The sequence below is a fragment of the Nocardia sp. bgisy118 genome (assembly GCF_057708605.1).
The window spans coordinates 57,982-71,138 of sequence record NZ_JBYISM010000024.1 but is presented as its reverse complement, the minus strand read 5'-3'; the positions used below and the strand labels follow the sequence as shown (position 1 = coordinate 71,138).

At 66.9% G+C, this 13,157-nt stretch carries 16 protein-coding genes; 10 read left to right on the top strand and 6 right to left on the bottom strand.

The features are described from left to right. Nucleotides 1–6 precede the first annotated feature (6 nt). A complete protein-coding gene (locus AC3EO7_RS26325; protein WP_435592658.1) occupies nt 7–1,383 on the bottom strand; it encodes an NAD(P)-binding domain-containing protein in 1,377 nt (458 codons plus the stop codon). Between the two features lie 102 nt (nt 1,384–1,485). Between AC3EO7_RS26325 and AC3EO7_RS26320 the strand changes: the two genes are divergently transcribed. Beyond that, nucleotides 1,486–2,325: a helix-turn-helix domain-containing GNAT family N-acetyltransferase gene (locus AC3EO7_RS26320; protein ID WP_435592657.1), complete on the top strand. Its 840-nt coding sequence runs from the start codon at nt 1,486–1,488 to the stop codon at nt 2,323–2,325. Between the two features lie 38 nt (nt 2,326–2,363). Here AC3EO7_RS26320 and AC3EO7_RS26315 read toward each other — a convergent pair whose 3' ends face one another. Further along, the gene (locus AC3EO7_RS26315) at nt 2,364–2,894 is read right to left on the bottom strand and encodes a DinB family protein (RefSeq protein WP_435592656.1); all 531 of its coding nucleotides are present in this window, start codon (nt 2,892–2,894) and stop codon (nt 2,364–2,366) included. A 105-nt stretch (nt 2,895–2,999) separates the two neighbouring features. Here AC3EO7_RS26315 and AC3EO7_RS26310 point away from each other — a divergent pair, with 105 nt between their 5' ends. The 7 genes from AC3EO7_RS26310 to AC3EO7_RS26280 all read left to right on the top strand — a co-directional run bounded on the left by AC3EO7_RS26310 (nt 3,000) and on the right by AC3EO7_RS26280 (nt 7,590). Beyond that, a complete protein-coding gene (locus AC3EO7_RS26310) occupies nt 3,000–3,374 on the top strand; it encodes an ArsR/SmtB family transcription factor (RefSeq protein ID WP_435592655.1) in 375 nt (124 codons plus the stop codon). 47 nt (nt 3,375–3,421) lie between these two features. Continuing rightward, complete coding sequence (arsB, locus tag AC3EO7_RS26305) at nt 3,422–4,471, top strand: ACR3 family arsenite efflux transporter (protein ID WP_431966183.1); 1,050 nt, start codon at nt 3,422–3,424, stop codon at nt 4,469–4,471. Between the two features lie 53 nt (nt 4,472–4,524). Beyond that, entirely contained in the window at nt 4,525–4,884 is a 360-nt protein-coding gene (locus AC3EO7_RS26300; protein WP_431966185.1) for an arsenate-mycothiol transferase ArsC, read from the top strand. A 32-nt stretch (nt 4,885–4,916) separates the two neighbouring features. Beyond that, the gene (locus AC3EO7_RS26295) at nt 4,917–5,585 is read left to right on the top strand and encodes an arsenate reductase ArsC (protein WP_435592654.1); all 669 of its coding nucleotides are present in this window, start codon (nt 4,917–4,919) and stop codon (nt 5,583–5,585) included. Nucleotides 5,586–5,623: 38 nt separating this feature from the next. Beyond that, complete coding sequence (locus tag AC3EO7_RS26290; protein WP_431966090.1) at nt 5,624–6,034, top strand: arsenate reductase ArsC; 411 nt, start codon at nt 5,624–5,626, stop codon at nt 6,032–6,034. Between the two features lie 226 nt (nt 6,035–6,260). Continuing rightward, nucleotides 6,261–7,163: a hypothetical protein gene (locus AC3EO7_RS26285; protein WP_435592653.1), complete on the top strand. Its 903-nt coding sequence runs from the start codon at nt 6,261–6,263 to the stop codon at nt 7,161–7,163. A 226-nt stretch (nt 7,164–7,389) separates the two neighbouring features. Further along, entirely contained in the window at nt 7,390–7,590 is a 201-nt protein-coding gene (locus AC3EO7_RS26280) for a hypothetical protein (protein ID WP_435592652.1), read from the top strand. A gap of 419 nt (nt 7,591–8,009) precedes the next feature. Here the strand turns inward: AC3EO7_RS26280 and AC3EO7_RS26275 are convergent, their stop codons facing one another. Beyond that, the gene (locus tag AC3EO7_RS26275) at nt 8,010–8,936 is read right to left on the bottom strand and encodes a helix-turn-helix transcriptional regulator (protein ID WP_435592651.1); all 927 of its coding nucleotides are present in this window, start codon (nt 8,934–8,936) and stop codon (nt 8,010–8,012) included. Between the two features lie 107 nt (nt 8,937–9,043). Here AC3EO7_RS26275 and AC3EO7_RS26270 point away from each other — a divergent pair, with 107 nt between their 5' ends. Beyond that, entirely contained in the window at nt 9,044–10,072 is a 1,029-nt protein-coding gene (locus AC3EO7_RS26270) for an aldo/keto reductase (RefSeq protein WP_431966097.1), read from the top strand. A 303-nt stretch (nt 10,073–10,375) separates the two neighbouring features. After that, nucleotides 10,376–10,768, top strand: coding sequence for a hypothetical protein (locus AC3EO7_RS26265; protein ID WP_431966099.1), 393 nt, complete (start codon nt 10,376–10,378; stop codon nt 10,766–10,768). 76 nt (nt 10,769–10,844) lie between these two features. On the opposite strand, the gene AC3EO7_RS26260 is transcribed toward AC3EO7_RS26265, so the two are convergent. The 3 genes from AC3EO7_RS26260 to AC3EO7_RS26250 form a co-directional block, all read right to left on the bottom strand. Continuing rightward, the gene (locus AC3EO7_RS26260; RefSeq protein WP_431966101.1) at nt 10,845–11,264 is read right to left on the bottom strand and encodes a DUF6463 family protein; all 420 of its coding nucleotides are present in this window, start codon (nt 11,262–11,264) and stop codon (nt 10,845–10,847) included. 334 nt (nt 11,265–11,598) lie between these two features. Beyond that, the gene (locus AC3EO7_RS26255; protein ID WP_431966103.1) at nt 11,599–12,168 is read right to left on the bottom strand and encodes a GNAT family N-acetyltransferase; all 570 of its coding nucleotides are present in this window, start codon (nt 12,166–12,168) and stop codon (nt 11,599–11,601) included. Continuing rightward, nucleotides 12,165–13,136 (bottom strand): ABC transporter substrate-binding protein, encoded by a 972-nt coding sequence (locus AC3EO7_RS26250; protein WP_435592650.1) that lies wholly within the window; start codon nt 13,134–13,136, stop codon nt 12,165–12,167. Before AC3EO7_RS26250 ends, AC3EO7_RS26255 begins: the two co-directional genes overlap by 4 nt. Between the last annotated feature and the right edge of the window lie 21 nt (nt 13,137–13,157).

Sequence of the window (13,157 nt, the reverse complement as noted above, 5' to 3'; positions counted from 1 at the left end):
GGCGGATCAGTGGGCAGCGGGGACGGTCAACGGCAGCTCTTGCAGCGCGACCGGCGCCGACAGTGCCAGCTCCGACTCTGGTGCCGGTGCGCCACCGCAGCCCGAGCTCTCCGCAGCTTGCTCGGCGGGGGCGTCGAACACCCCGGAACCGCCGCAGACACCGGTATCCGGGAGCACCAGATCGACACGCTCGGCAGCTTCGTGATCTCCGGCCAGCGAGGCCGCCAGGGAACGGACCTGCTCGTAGCCGGTCATCGCCAAGAACGTCGGCGCCCGGCCGTAGCTCTTCATCCCGGCCAGGAACACACCCGGCTCGGGATGAGAAAGCTCCTTGACCCCATGCGGATACACCGTCCCACACGAATGGATGTTCGGGTCGATCATCGGCGCCAGCAGGGTGGGCGCCTGCAAAGTGGCATCCATGCCGAGGCGGATCTCCGACAGCCACGACAGGTCCGGACGGAAACCGGTCAGCACGATCACCTCATCGACGTCCGAGACCGGGTTCCCCTCGGCGGGAACCAGGTTCAGGCGTCCCTCGCTGTCGCGCTCGACGGTCTCGGTGCGGAATCCGGTGACCACGCTGATGTGTCCGGCCTCGACCGCGGCCCGTGCTCGCACACCCAGCGCACCGCGGGCGGGGAGCTGGTCGTCCTTACCGCCACCGAAGGTCGAGCCGATCTCACCGCGCCGCAGCAGCCACGACACCTGGGTGCCGGGATGCTGCTCGGCCAGGCTCGCGAGCGCGACCAGCGCGGTCATCGTCGAATGCCCGCTACCGGCGACCGCGATGTGCTTGCCCGCATACCGCTCGACCACCACCGGATCGCTCAGGTCCGGCACCCGGTAAGTGATCCGGTCGCCAGCTGCGGATTCTCCGATGGCGGGCAGCCCGTCCCCGCCGAGCGGATTCGGTGCGCCCCACGTCCCCGAGGCATCGATCACCGCCCGCGCCGCAAGACGCTCCTCACCACCCTCGGCGGTGCGGACGTGCACGGTCAACGGCTCGCTGTCGCGCCCGGCGTCCACAACCCGGTCGCGGCCACGACGCGCTACCCCGACCACCTCCGCGCCGAACCGGACCCGCGGTCCCAGCGCCTGACCGAGCGGACGCAGGTAGGCCTCCACCCACTCGGCTCCGGTCGGGTAAGTGCCCGGGTCGGGTTCGGCCCAACCAGCCTCGGCCAGCAGCGGCCGCGCGGCCGGAGCGATCAGTTCGGCCCAGCGGGAAAACAGCCGCACGTGGTTCCACTGCGCGACCGCGGCACCGCCGTGCTCACCACGTTCGAGAACCACAACCGGCAGGTCACGGGCTACAAGCTCGGCAGCGGCAGACAGTCCGACCGGACCGGCGCCGACGACGACAACAGGCAGGAAGCTCATCAGAAATCCTCTTTCATCGATGCGGATCGATCAATCAACGAAGATCCTATCGACGCCCATCGATGAATGCAACCATCGATACAGATCGATATAATCGGGTGCATGTCCACCGCCTTGCCTCTTGCCCAGGTCCTGCCGCTCGGGCAGGCCAGCACCTACGCCGAATGGTTCGCCTGCCTGGCCGAACCCGTGCGGGTGCAACTGCTCCACGCGGTCGCCACCACCCCGAAGGGGATCACCGTGGGCGCGCTGACCGACATCGTGGGCACCAGCCAATCCACCACCTCCCACCACCTGCGCAAGCTCGCCGACGTCGGATTCGTGCGCCTGCACAGGGAAGGCCGGACCACGATCGTCACCGTCAACGAAGCCTGCTGCGCCGGACTCCCGCACGCCGCCGACGCGGTCATGGGACTCCTCGGACCCCAGCCGAGCCACCCCGCCGAGGTCCCCACCGACATCTCCGTGCGGGCAATGGACGATCAGGACTGGGACGCGGTCTTGCGGATCTACGCCGAGGGCCTGGCTACCGGCAACGCCGGTTCCCACACCGAACTGCCCGGCCGCGACTACCTCGCCGAGCACTGGCTGCCGGAGCACCGCTGGGTCGCCGAACGTGACGGCGCCGTCGTCGGCTGGGCGGCCGCAGCCCCGGTCTCCGACAGCGACGCCTACGCCGGAGTGGTCGAAACCGACGTCTACGTCGGTGCCGAGCATCGAGGCCGCGGAGCCGGAAAGGCGTTGCTGCGCAAGCAGATTCTCGCCGCCGACGAAGCCGGGCTGTGGACGTTGCAGACCTCGATCTTCACCGAGAACCGCGCCGCACTCGCCCTGCACCACGGCGGCGGATATCGCACCGTCGGCGTCCGCGAACGCATCGTCCGACATGACGGGATCTGGCGCGACACCGTGCTCCTGGAACGACGTTCACCGTTCAGCTGACCCATGCGGCCCACCGCCGGGTCAGCCCCACGATGCGTTCACTCGCGGATCGTGAGCTGGAGTTCGTGGAAATCGAAGTGCCGCACTGGATATCGGTACGCATCTTCGACAGTCATCACTGCGGAGAAAAACGGGTCCCACCGCGCCGGGAACGCCATGGCCAGGGTGAAGTTGGCCTCCGGTTCATTGGCTAGCTTGTATTGCAGCTTGGCGATGACGCGATCACATCGCCTGGCCACCCGATGCCTGTTGAACACCAGCGCCGCGGCACAGGAGCCGTAGTAGTTGATCACGTCGAACATAGGCGTTCCGGCGTTGAGCAGTCGGGCATAGGTTCGACCGACTCCGCCGGGCAGCCTGCCGAACAACCGAACCAGCGGCAGCAGCCGCGCCACGACCATGAACCCGAAGACCATGTGGAACAGCAGCTGCTCATTGGTCCAGCGCGTGCCGCGGGAGGGACGATCGAAGTCGTCGTCGGTGCAGGAGTCGACCAGCTCGTGCAAGCGCCGCCGAGCTCCTTCGAGTTCGGCGGCAAGCGCCCGTCGATCCACTGCACGCCTCGTCATCACCACGACTCACCCTCGTCTTCGATTGTCGCCCCTCGCCAGTGGACTAAGCGTTCACCGAGAGTTTGCTTGCCGATCGGATTCGATATCTGTCAATATAGCCGCATGTCTAAGTCGCAATTGTCGATCACGCCGCTGGAGCAGTGCGCGGCCGCGCCGCTGGTGCGCGAACCGTTGACCGCGGACGCGGCTGTGGAGTTGGCGGCGGTGTTCAAGGCGTTGTCGGACCCGGTGCGGCTTCGACTGTTGAGCGTGGTCGCCAGCCGCGAGAACGGTGAGGCGTGCGTGTGCGACATCTCGGAGGGGATCGAGCTGACCCAGCCGACCATCTCCCACCATCTGAAAGTGCTGCGCGGGGCTGGTCTGCTCACCAGCGAACGCCGTGCGTCGTGGGTGTACTACCGGGTCGTTCCCGAAGCGATGCAGCGGCTTTCGGATGTATTGCTGGTCGAGAGCGGCGCAGCTGGGGTGATGGCGTGAGCGTGGAGACACAAACCCCGCACACCGGAGTCGTTGCGAAACTGTCCATGCTGGACCGGTTCCTGCCGGTGTGGATCGGCGTGGCGATGGCCGCCGGGTTGCTGCTGGGCAGAATGATTCCAGGCCTCGGCGACGCGCTCGGCGCGGTCGAGATCGACGGGATCTCGCTGCCGATCGCGATCGGTTTGCTGATCATGATGTACCCGGTGCTGGCGAAGGTGCGCTACGACCGCCTCGACACCGTCACCGGCGACCGCAAGCTGCTAGTCGGTTCGCTGGTGTTGAACTGGGTCCTCGGCCCGGCCCTGATGTTCGCCCTCGCGTGGTTGCTGTTGCCGGATCTGCCCGAGTATCGGACCGGGTTGATCATCGTCGGGCTGGCCCGCTGTATCGCGATGGTCATCATCTGGAACGACCTCGCCTGCGGCGACCGCGAAGCCGCCGCGGTGCTGGTGGCGTTGAACTCGATCTTCCAGGTGATCATGTTCGCGGCGCTGGGCTGGTTCTATCTGTCCGTGCTGCCCGGCTGGCTCGGCCTGGAGCAGACGACGATCGACACCTCGCCGTCGCAGATCGCGAAATCGGTGCTGATCTTCCTGGGTATCCCCCTGCTCGCGGGTTACCTCACCCGCCGCTTCGGCGAACGCGCGAAGGGCCGCGACTGGTACGAGTCGACACTGCTGCCGACGATCGGCCCGTGGGCGCTGTACGGGCTGCTGTTCACGATCGTGATCCTGTTCGCCTTGCAGGGCAAGCAGATCACCTCCCAGCCCCTCGACGTCGTGCGCATCGCTATCCCGCTGCTGGCCTACTTCGCAATCATGTGGGGCGGCGGTTACCTCCTCGGCGCTGCGATGGGCCTGGGCTACGAACGGACCACGACGCTGGCTTTCACCGCCGCGGGCAACAACTTCGAACTCGCCATCGCCGTCGCGATCGCCACCTACGGCGCGGCTTCGGGGCAGGCGCTCGCCGGGGTCGTCGGTCCGCTGATCGAAGTTCCGGTGCTTGTGGGCTTGGTGTATGTGTCGCTGGCACTTCGGAAGCGATTCACACCGGTTCCCGCCGCCGCTGCCGAGCACGGAGCTCAGCAGTGACCGCGACACCAGCCGTGTTGTTCGTCTGCGTGAAGAACGGCGGCAAGTCCCAGATGGCCGCCGGCCTGATGTGCCACGCCGCACAAGGCCGAGTCGAGGCCTACTCCGCAGGTACCGATCCCGGTGGAGCACTCAACGACTTGTCGGTGCAGTCGCTGCTCGAGGTGGGCGTCGACATCCGCGATGGGCGCCCCAAACCCATCGACTCGCGGCTGCTGCGCGCGGTCGATCTGGTCGTCACCCTTGGCCGTGAGGCTCGAGTCGACCCTGTTGGTGATGTGCGAGTCATCAACTGGGACACCGACGAACCTTCCGAACGCGGAATCGAGGGCATCGAACGCATGCGCCTGGTCCGCGACGACATCGCCGCCCGCGTGCATCAGCTGCTGACCGAACTCTGTCCACCCAACTGATACCGTCATTCCTCGGAGCATCGGAACACGTTATGAGCGACAGTCCCCTCGCCCACGCCGGCCACGTTCGTGACGATCTGACCATCGACCAGCAGCTAGCGCTCGAGACCGCGGCCACGCGGTTGCAGCGCGAGTTCGACGGCACCTTCGGTGTCGAGACGATCGAGCGGTTCCTGAACTCCTCCTACGACCAGTTCGCCGGACGCGCCACGGTCCTGAACTTCCTCCCCTTGCTGGCCGAACGCTTTGCCCGCCAACGCCTCAACGCCCTGGCCCGAGTCGAGGGCAAGGCCCACACCGGCAAGCCGACAGTGCTGTTCCTGTGCACCCACAACGCAGGACGGTCCCAGATGGCGCTCGGATTCTTCACCCACCTCGGAGACAACGCCGTCGCCTGGTCCGGCGGTAGCGAACCCGGCGATGCGATCAATCCCGCTGCCATCGAAGCGATGGCCGAGGTCGGCATCGACATCACCACCGAGTTCCCCAAGCCATGGACCGAGGAGATCCTTCGCGCCGCCGACGTGATCGTCACCATGGGCTGCGGCGACGCTTGCCCGATCTATCCGGGCCGCCGATATGAGGAATGGAGCCTCGACGATCCCGCCGGGCTCGATGTCGAAGCGATCCGGCCGATCCGCGAGGAGATCGAGACCCGAGTCCGGCACCTGCTCGCCGAGCTCGACATCCCGGCTTCCTGACCCAGCAGCACTCCGTTGTTCGAAAGGCTCTCCCGCTCATGGCTTCCAAGCCCAGTGTCCTGTTCGTCTGCGTCCACAACGCCGGGCGTTCCCAGATGGCGGCCGGGTTCTTGACCCACCTGGCCGGTGAGGACATCGAGGTCCGCTCCGCAGGAAGCGCGCCCGCCGACTCGATCAACCCCGCAGCGGTCGAGGCGATGGCCGAACTCGGCATCGACATCTCCGATCAGAAGCCGAAGATCCTCACCTTCGACGCCGTCGAGACCTCCACCGTGGTCATCACCATGGGCTGCGGCGACACCTGCCCGATGTTCCCCGGCGTCAGCTACCGCGACTGGGTCCTGGAAGACCCCGCAGGCAAGGGTGTCGAGTCAGTGCGCCCCATTCGCGACGAAATCAAAAAGCGAGTCGAGGAACTGGTCGCCGAGCTGCTGCCTGCCCGCGCCTGACCTGCCGAGCCTAGGTGCGCTCATCCGCGGGGATTGTGGTGGAGTTGGCGCGAGCTGACCACGAAATTGCGGATCCTGTCGCTCGACGTGGCTACCGTGGTTCAACGAATCTCCGCGGCGACATCGTTGGCCGGATTCGCGACTTCGTAGTGGCTACACTGTCGGCAGTCCAGCGGATGTTACAGGGGGCTGTATGCCCGGTCGGTTCGGTGTCGGTCGCTTTCACATGACCAGGGCCCAATACCTATGGGCGATTGCGGGGCTCGCTGTTGTCGTCGCGGTGCTCGTGATCGCCAACGCCGAGCTCCACAATATATACCAGGCCGAACCCGACTTCGTGCTCGGCGCCTCGCTGTCGCTGAGTGCCTTCTTCTTCACAAAAGCGTTCTCCCGCAAGGATGTTCCAGCTGCGGTGCAGCTGATCCTGGAACAGCGTGACGAAAGCATCACGGCGGCGACGGATCGGGTATTCGAGGAGCGGCTGCACCGCATGGGCGTGCAAGAAAATATCGTGCTGCTGACTCGCAGCCTCGCGGTGACGAGTAAGCGCATCAACGAGTTCTACGACATGCAGGCCATGGAGCCCCGCTTCTCCATCACGGCGCCGCTACTGCGTGTCGCGATGAGCGATATCGACGATGCGCTCGCCGCGGTGGGCCGCCTAGCCGAAGCGGTCGGCACGACGGAGCAGATGCAGGTCTACGACCTCCCTGACAATCTCAAGTCGCAGCTCCATGACGCGCTCCGCGATGTGCGGGAGGCATCGGCCCGGCGCAATGAGACCTTCGAAGCGCTGCGGTCGCAGTTCGCGGCCCAGCCCGTGGACGAATTGTGGGGCGCGTTAGCGGTACTCACGTCGGATACGCTCGAGGCGCAGCGTGACCTGGAGTCACTGCTCAGCAAGACCATTCTTTCGGCGCCCGGGGACCTGATCGTCGTGCTCATCGGATACGTCCAGGCCTCCCTCATGCGCGCCCGCACCGTCAGCGAAATGGTGCGGAGCCGAGGTATGGCGGAGCCGCCCGCACTGGTCATCCTTACCGAGGATCTGCAGCGGGCGGAGCGGAAATTGACGCGGATCCAGGAGGATTCGACGCTGCCGACCTCGACGTCCGGGTCCGGCGAGTAACACGCTGTCGCACCTTTCACGAACCCGACGACGCCTCGACCGAGTTCGACGAAACTTGACGTCACCAGCGAGTGCGTCCTGCTGTCTGAGCGAGTCAGCTGACCGCATGCTCATGCCGACCAGGCGGCGCCAGACCTTGTGCTGTCCCTGCCTCTTGGACTCGAGCGCATGACTTCCACACCCGATGTCTTGCGTTACCGGGTCCATCAAAGCGATCACGCATGAATTGACTCAGGCCCTGTTCGACGATTCCTTCGCCTGCGGGAACGAAGTCGCCTTCACCGGCAAGGTTCGCAGTCGAAGCGGCGGCCAAGTGATCGACGCCGAGGGCGTGTTCATCTACCCGGTGAACGAGGCGGGCAAGATCCTTGCGGTGCGTGCCTTCTGGGAGATGGAGCGCACCATGCGGACCATGAGACGTGCCTGACTTCAGCCGGTTTCACCGGAGAAACGCAGCGTGGACGCCCCGTTCTCCAGGGCGGGTCCGAAAGCGTTGACTGCGCATTCGATACACCCAGGTTGCCGCCGACCAAGCCGGTGTTCGGGAGCAGACGCTGAGCGTGATCGTGAGGAGAAGGCCGGTCGTACGCTCAGCAGCCACAACCGCCTCCGGTGACGCTGTCGTCGCTGTCGGTGAAGGGCACTGGGCAGCAAGGGCTTTCACTTGCAGGCGATCAGGTCATCGCATCCGGCCGCCAGTGCGGCGCGCAGGGTGTCGCGCACCGCGGTCAGCTCGGCGAGCTTGGCGTCGACCTTCGCCAGCTTCGCGACCGCCCGGGCCTGCGATCCGGAATCTGCGCGGCGACGCCCGAATTGGGTGCCAGCCGCCTCCTGCGGCTGTCGAGATCACACCACTGTGACGGCTCCGCGAACGCGCTGCCGGTAGCGCATCGGCGACTCGCCCACTACTCGCTTGAAAGCGGTGCTGAACGCGCTCTCCGAGCCGTAGCCGAGTTGGGCGGCCAGCTCGCCCACGCGGACGTCGCCTGCGCGAAGGGCGCGCTGCGCCAGGAGCATTCGCCAGGTATTGAGGTAACTCAACGGCGGCACGCCTGCCACTTCGCGGAACCGCACCGCGAACGATGTCCGCGACATGGCCGCGGCGCGGGCGAGCTCCTCCAAGCCCCAGGCACGGCCCGGCTCGGCGTGCATCAGCGCGAGCGCGGGGCGCAGCCGCTGGTCGGTGAGCAGCCGCAGTAGTCCGGGCGGTGCGTCGGCCTGGCAGGCGTAGGCCCGCAGGACCTCGAGCAACAGCAGCCGCGCGTACTGCCGGATCGCGAATACCGAGCCGATCCGGTCGCCGGTCACCTCGTCGAACAGCCGCATCAGTGTGGCGTGCAGCCGGCCCGATTCGGCGGCGGCTGCTCGCACGTGCGCCACCGGCGGCAGTGCCCCCAGCAGCAGTGCCCGCCCAGCCGGGGTGAGGTCGACGCAGCCGCCGACGAGGACGTCGTCGGCGACGCGGTCGGCGATCGCGAAGCGCTCGGCGGAAAAGTCGGACTCGGGCAGCACCTCGAGTCGCGGCGTATCGCCCGCCTCGAACGCCACCCAGGACCGCCCGATCAGGATCGCGACATCGCCCGGCTCGAGCTCGATCGGCGCGTCGAGGCCGTCCGTGGCCAGCCGGGCCCGCCCGGCCACCATGGCGAAGAACTTCACGGGGTCGTCGAGCAGCGTGCGCGACCACCAGCCGCCGCGCGCGGTGACGCCACCGGTCAGCGTGGTGGTCACCTCGACGAGGTCGAACACTTCGGACAGTCGATCGTCGGGCATGTTCGTACTATCGCGCAGAAAATCCGGACGAACAAGTATTCAGAGTTCGACTGGTCGGGAGAAAGCTGGAGATCGCACCCAGCAAGGCACGCAGACAGGAGACAGCGATGCGGTACCGCACCCTCGGCCGGACAGGTATCAAGGTCAGCCCCTATGCCCTCGGGGCGATGATGTTCGGCGCCATCGGCAACCCCGACCACGACGAGTCCCTCCGCATCATCCACCGCGCGTTCGACGCGGGGATCAACCTCATCGACACCGCCGACATGTACTCGCACGGCGAATCCGAGGAAATCGTCGGCAAGGCCCTGCGTGGCCGCCGGGACGACGTCGTGGTCGCGACCAAAGCGCGGATGCCGATGAGCGACAACCCGAATCATCAAGGCGCGTCCCGGCGCTGGCTGGTCCGCGCCCTGGACGACTCGCTGCGACGCCTGGGCACCGACCATATCGACGTGTTCCAGATCCACCGCCCGGACCCCGACACCGATATCGAGGAGACCCTTTCGGCACTCACCGACCTACAGCGGGCAGGCAAGATCCGCGCCTTCGGCACATCCGCCTTGCCTGCCTCGGAAATCGTCCGGGCGCACTGGGTATCCGAGAAGCGCGGACTGGCCCGACTGCGCACCGAGCAGCCCGTCTATTCGATCCTCAACCGCGGCATCGAGCGCGAGGTACTCCCGATCACGCAGGAGTTCGGCATGGGCACACTCGTGTGGTCGCCGCTCGGCGGGGGTCTGTTGACCGGTCGCTATCGCAAAGGCCAGGACGTCGCAACACATCGCTCGCAGTTCGGCTTCCAGCATCTGAAGGACGATCGGCGATTGGACGTCGTCGAGCAGCTGATCCCGCTCGCCGACGAAGCGGGCATGCCTCTGACGCATCTGGCGATAGCCTTCGTACTCGCCCACCCTGGCGTCACCTCGGCGCTCATCGGCCCGCGCACGATGGCGCATCTCGACGATCTGCTCGCGGGGGCAGAGGTCGTGCTCGACGACGACCTCCTGGACCGGATCGACAAGATCGCGCCGCCCGGTACGGATGTCGGCACACTCGACATGGCCTATCAGCCCCCGGCGATCCTGCGCACCGAGCTGCGCCGTCGGTCGCCCGGCGATCGCCCCGCGAATTGAGGACCGTACCAGCACGTTTCGGCCAGAAACATCGCGAAGCGGCCAGTGGTTCGGCACATAGGCCAGCTTCAGTACGACTCGTCAGCCTGGCCGATCACCCACGGCCCCGACGTAGGGGCGGCAGTGGGCGTTCTCTCCAGCGAAGCGCCGGGATATCGCCCGCGGGCGGCTACCCACCGGTGAGATCGCCGGCACATTGGGAAGCGTGACGGCGTCGAGGACGGGCGAGGTCGGCGTGGCGAGGTCGGCGTTTCGCGAGGACACTGAGGGCGTAGCGCCAACTCGTCCCTAGGAGCACATGCGATGCCAACCAACGGGCCTTTCGGCATCGATCCGGAAGATTTCGAACGCGCACTGCGTGAGGCAGGGACCGAGCTCCGCGATCTGCTCGGGAAAGCCGGCGTATACCTGGACCGCGTAGATCACGCGAGCGTCGGTTCACTGGCGTCGCTGCTCGGTCAGTTCGTCCAACCGGAACGGCCACGCCCACCGAAACCCGAAGGCGAGACCACCGGTGAGACCGGCAGCGGGGTGTGGGCGATCTACAGCATCGACGACATCGGCGAGGCCAGGGTCGACCAGGTCTTTCCGAGCGAGCTCGAGGCCTTACGCGCGCATCGCGACAACACCGATGCTCGCCGTCGCGTGCGGTTTCTGCCCTATGGGGTTCCGGTAAGTGTGTTGGATGCGCCCTGACGGCGTTGACTCGCTCCACGAGTCACAGGCGGAGACAGACCGGCCAGCGCACCACCGGTCGCCGGGGTTTGTGGGGTCAACTCGTCCGGATGGATATTTCAGCCGCAGTTCCAGGGTTGTCGCGGCGGGTGGCGCGTCTGGAGCCGGCCAGTAGCAGGCCGGCGGCGATCAGGAGGACCAGCAAAGGCGAGGGGCCGCCAACCGCGACAGTGACCAAAGTCCAACCGGCCACCATCCACGCGAGGAACGGCGGCGGTGTGATGCCGCGGCGGTCCAGCCACAGCACCATGAGGCCGATCAGGAGGAACGGCACGCCGAAGCTGAACACGGTGTACCACAACGTGGCCTCGGCGTAGTTCATGGCAGTGGCATCCGCCGCCCACCCCTCTCCGCTGAACCACGCCTTGGCGTAGCGCGGGGCCGTTTCTATGAGAGCGCCCAGCGTGTGCCCGACTCCTGGAAACAAGACAATGAGCCAGCCGGCCCACTTGATCATGTGAACTCCCCATTTCTCGTGCGCGGGGCCGGGTGGCCCCATTCGGGTTGTCTCCGCGACCGCGGGCGTTCACGTCGCCGCGCAGACCGTCACCCTCGAGTTCTTATATACGGTTGCGTATACCACCGAGCCTAGCCGTTATATACGGTTCCGTATAGATGGGAAAGCATGAAAGGAGTCACGCTGTGGGCGTGGCCCGCACACCGCGCACCTCGATGCGGACCGCATCGACACCGCTGATCAGCGCGCAGTCGACCCGAGGTACTACTTCTTGCCCCCAGGGCCACGCAGAGGAGCGCGCGTCTGCGCGGCCCCGGACTCTGAACCCACGCTGTTACCGCACGGCGTGCTCGCGTTCCGCAGTACGGGCGTGCCGGGACAGCGGGATGTCGAAATGCACCGTCTGGAACCCCTCGCCGGGAGTGCGCGCGTCGTGGACCAGGCGGGCGCAGCTGCGCCAGAACTCCAGCGCGCCCGGTGTGCGCGCGTCGGTGTGCAGGTACAGGTCGTCGAATTCCGTTGTGGTGTCGACGTATTCGACCGCCATTGCCACGAGTCGGCGGGCCAGTCCGCGGCGCTGATGTTCGGGCCGGACGTAGACCCGGAAGAGCTGGGCGGTGCGCGGATCGGGATAGCGCTCGGTCAGCCACCGCGGGTGCGGTGGGTGGCGCGGCCCCTGGGCGCGCACCGCGGTGGTGGCCACGATGCGCCCGGCATGTTCGGCGACCCAGAGCCGGTTGAGCGGGTGACGCAGGTAGGCCGACTCCGGGTCTATGACGTCGTGGTGGTGTTCGGGCAGGTAGCCGATGCCGAAGACGTGGTAGAAGGTGTCGAGCATGACGCTGCGCGCGCCGGCGACGTCGGCCGGGCGGGCCACGCGCAGCCGGTAGCCTTCCGCGCTCACCGCAGACCGCCGAGAGCTCGATCGAGGGCCTCGAGACCCTCTACCGCGACCGGACCAGGTCCGGTGTAGCCGAAGGGCACCGCGATGATGCGGTTGTCCCGTACCGCGCGCAACCCGGCGAATTCCGGGCGTGCCTTCAGCGCGGCGGTCGCCGACTCGGGGGTTTGGGTGCCCTGGGTGAGCAGGATGATCACCTCGGGGTCGCGCTGGATCAGCGTCTCGGTGTTGGCGTCGAAGTTGCGCTTGGTCACGTCACCGAAGATGTTGTCCAGGCCGAGCATCCGCATCTGGGTGGCCACCGTGCTGGTGCTGCCGTAGGCGCTGACCTTGGCCCCGTCACGGGAGATGATCAGCGCGGCGGCGGGTTTCGCCGTCGCGCCCGCCGGGTGCCGCGCCGCGACCGCGGCCAGGCGGCCGCGCAATTCGGCCGTGGAAGCGGTGGCGGCGGCGCGGGAGCCGAACAGAGTGCCGTAGAGCTCGATGTCGGCGAACACGTCGTCGAAGGTGCCCGCGGCGTCACGGCAGTAGCCGCGGGTCACCAGCAACGGGATGTTCACCTTCGCCAGGTCGTCGGGCGTCACTGCCGCACCCTCGAAACTCACCACCAGGTCCGGGGCCCGGTTGATGATCTCCTCGCGTGCGAGTTCGCCGGTAGGCGCGACGATCTCGATATTCTTCAGCGATTCGGCGTACTGGCCGGGAAACGGCGCGGTCTCGAAGGTGCGGGTGACGATGCGGTCCGCGGCGCCGGCAGCGGCGATGAGCGGTGCGGCTACCGAGCCGACGGTGACGACTCGCCGCGGCGGCGCGGTGAAGGTGACGTCGCGGCCGCAGCTCGAGATCGTCAGCGGGAAGCCGTCGGCGGCAGGTGTGGTGGCGGGGGCCGGTCCGCCGCAGCCGGTGACTATGACGGCTGCCAGCAGGGTGGCCGGGAGCGCGGCGCGGCGGCGCAGGAGACGGGTGAACACGGGTATTCCTTTCGAACGGGT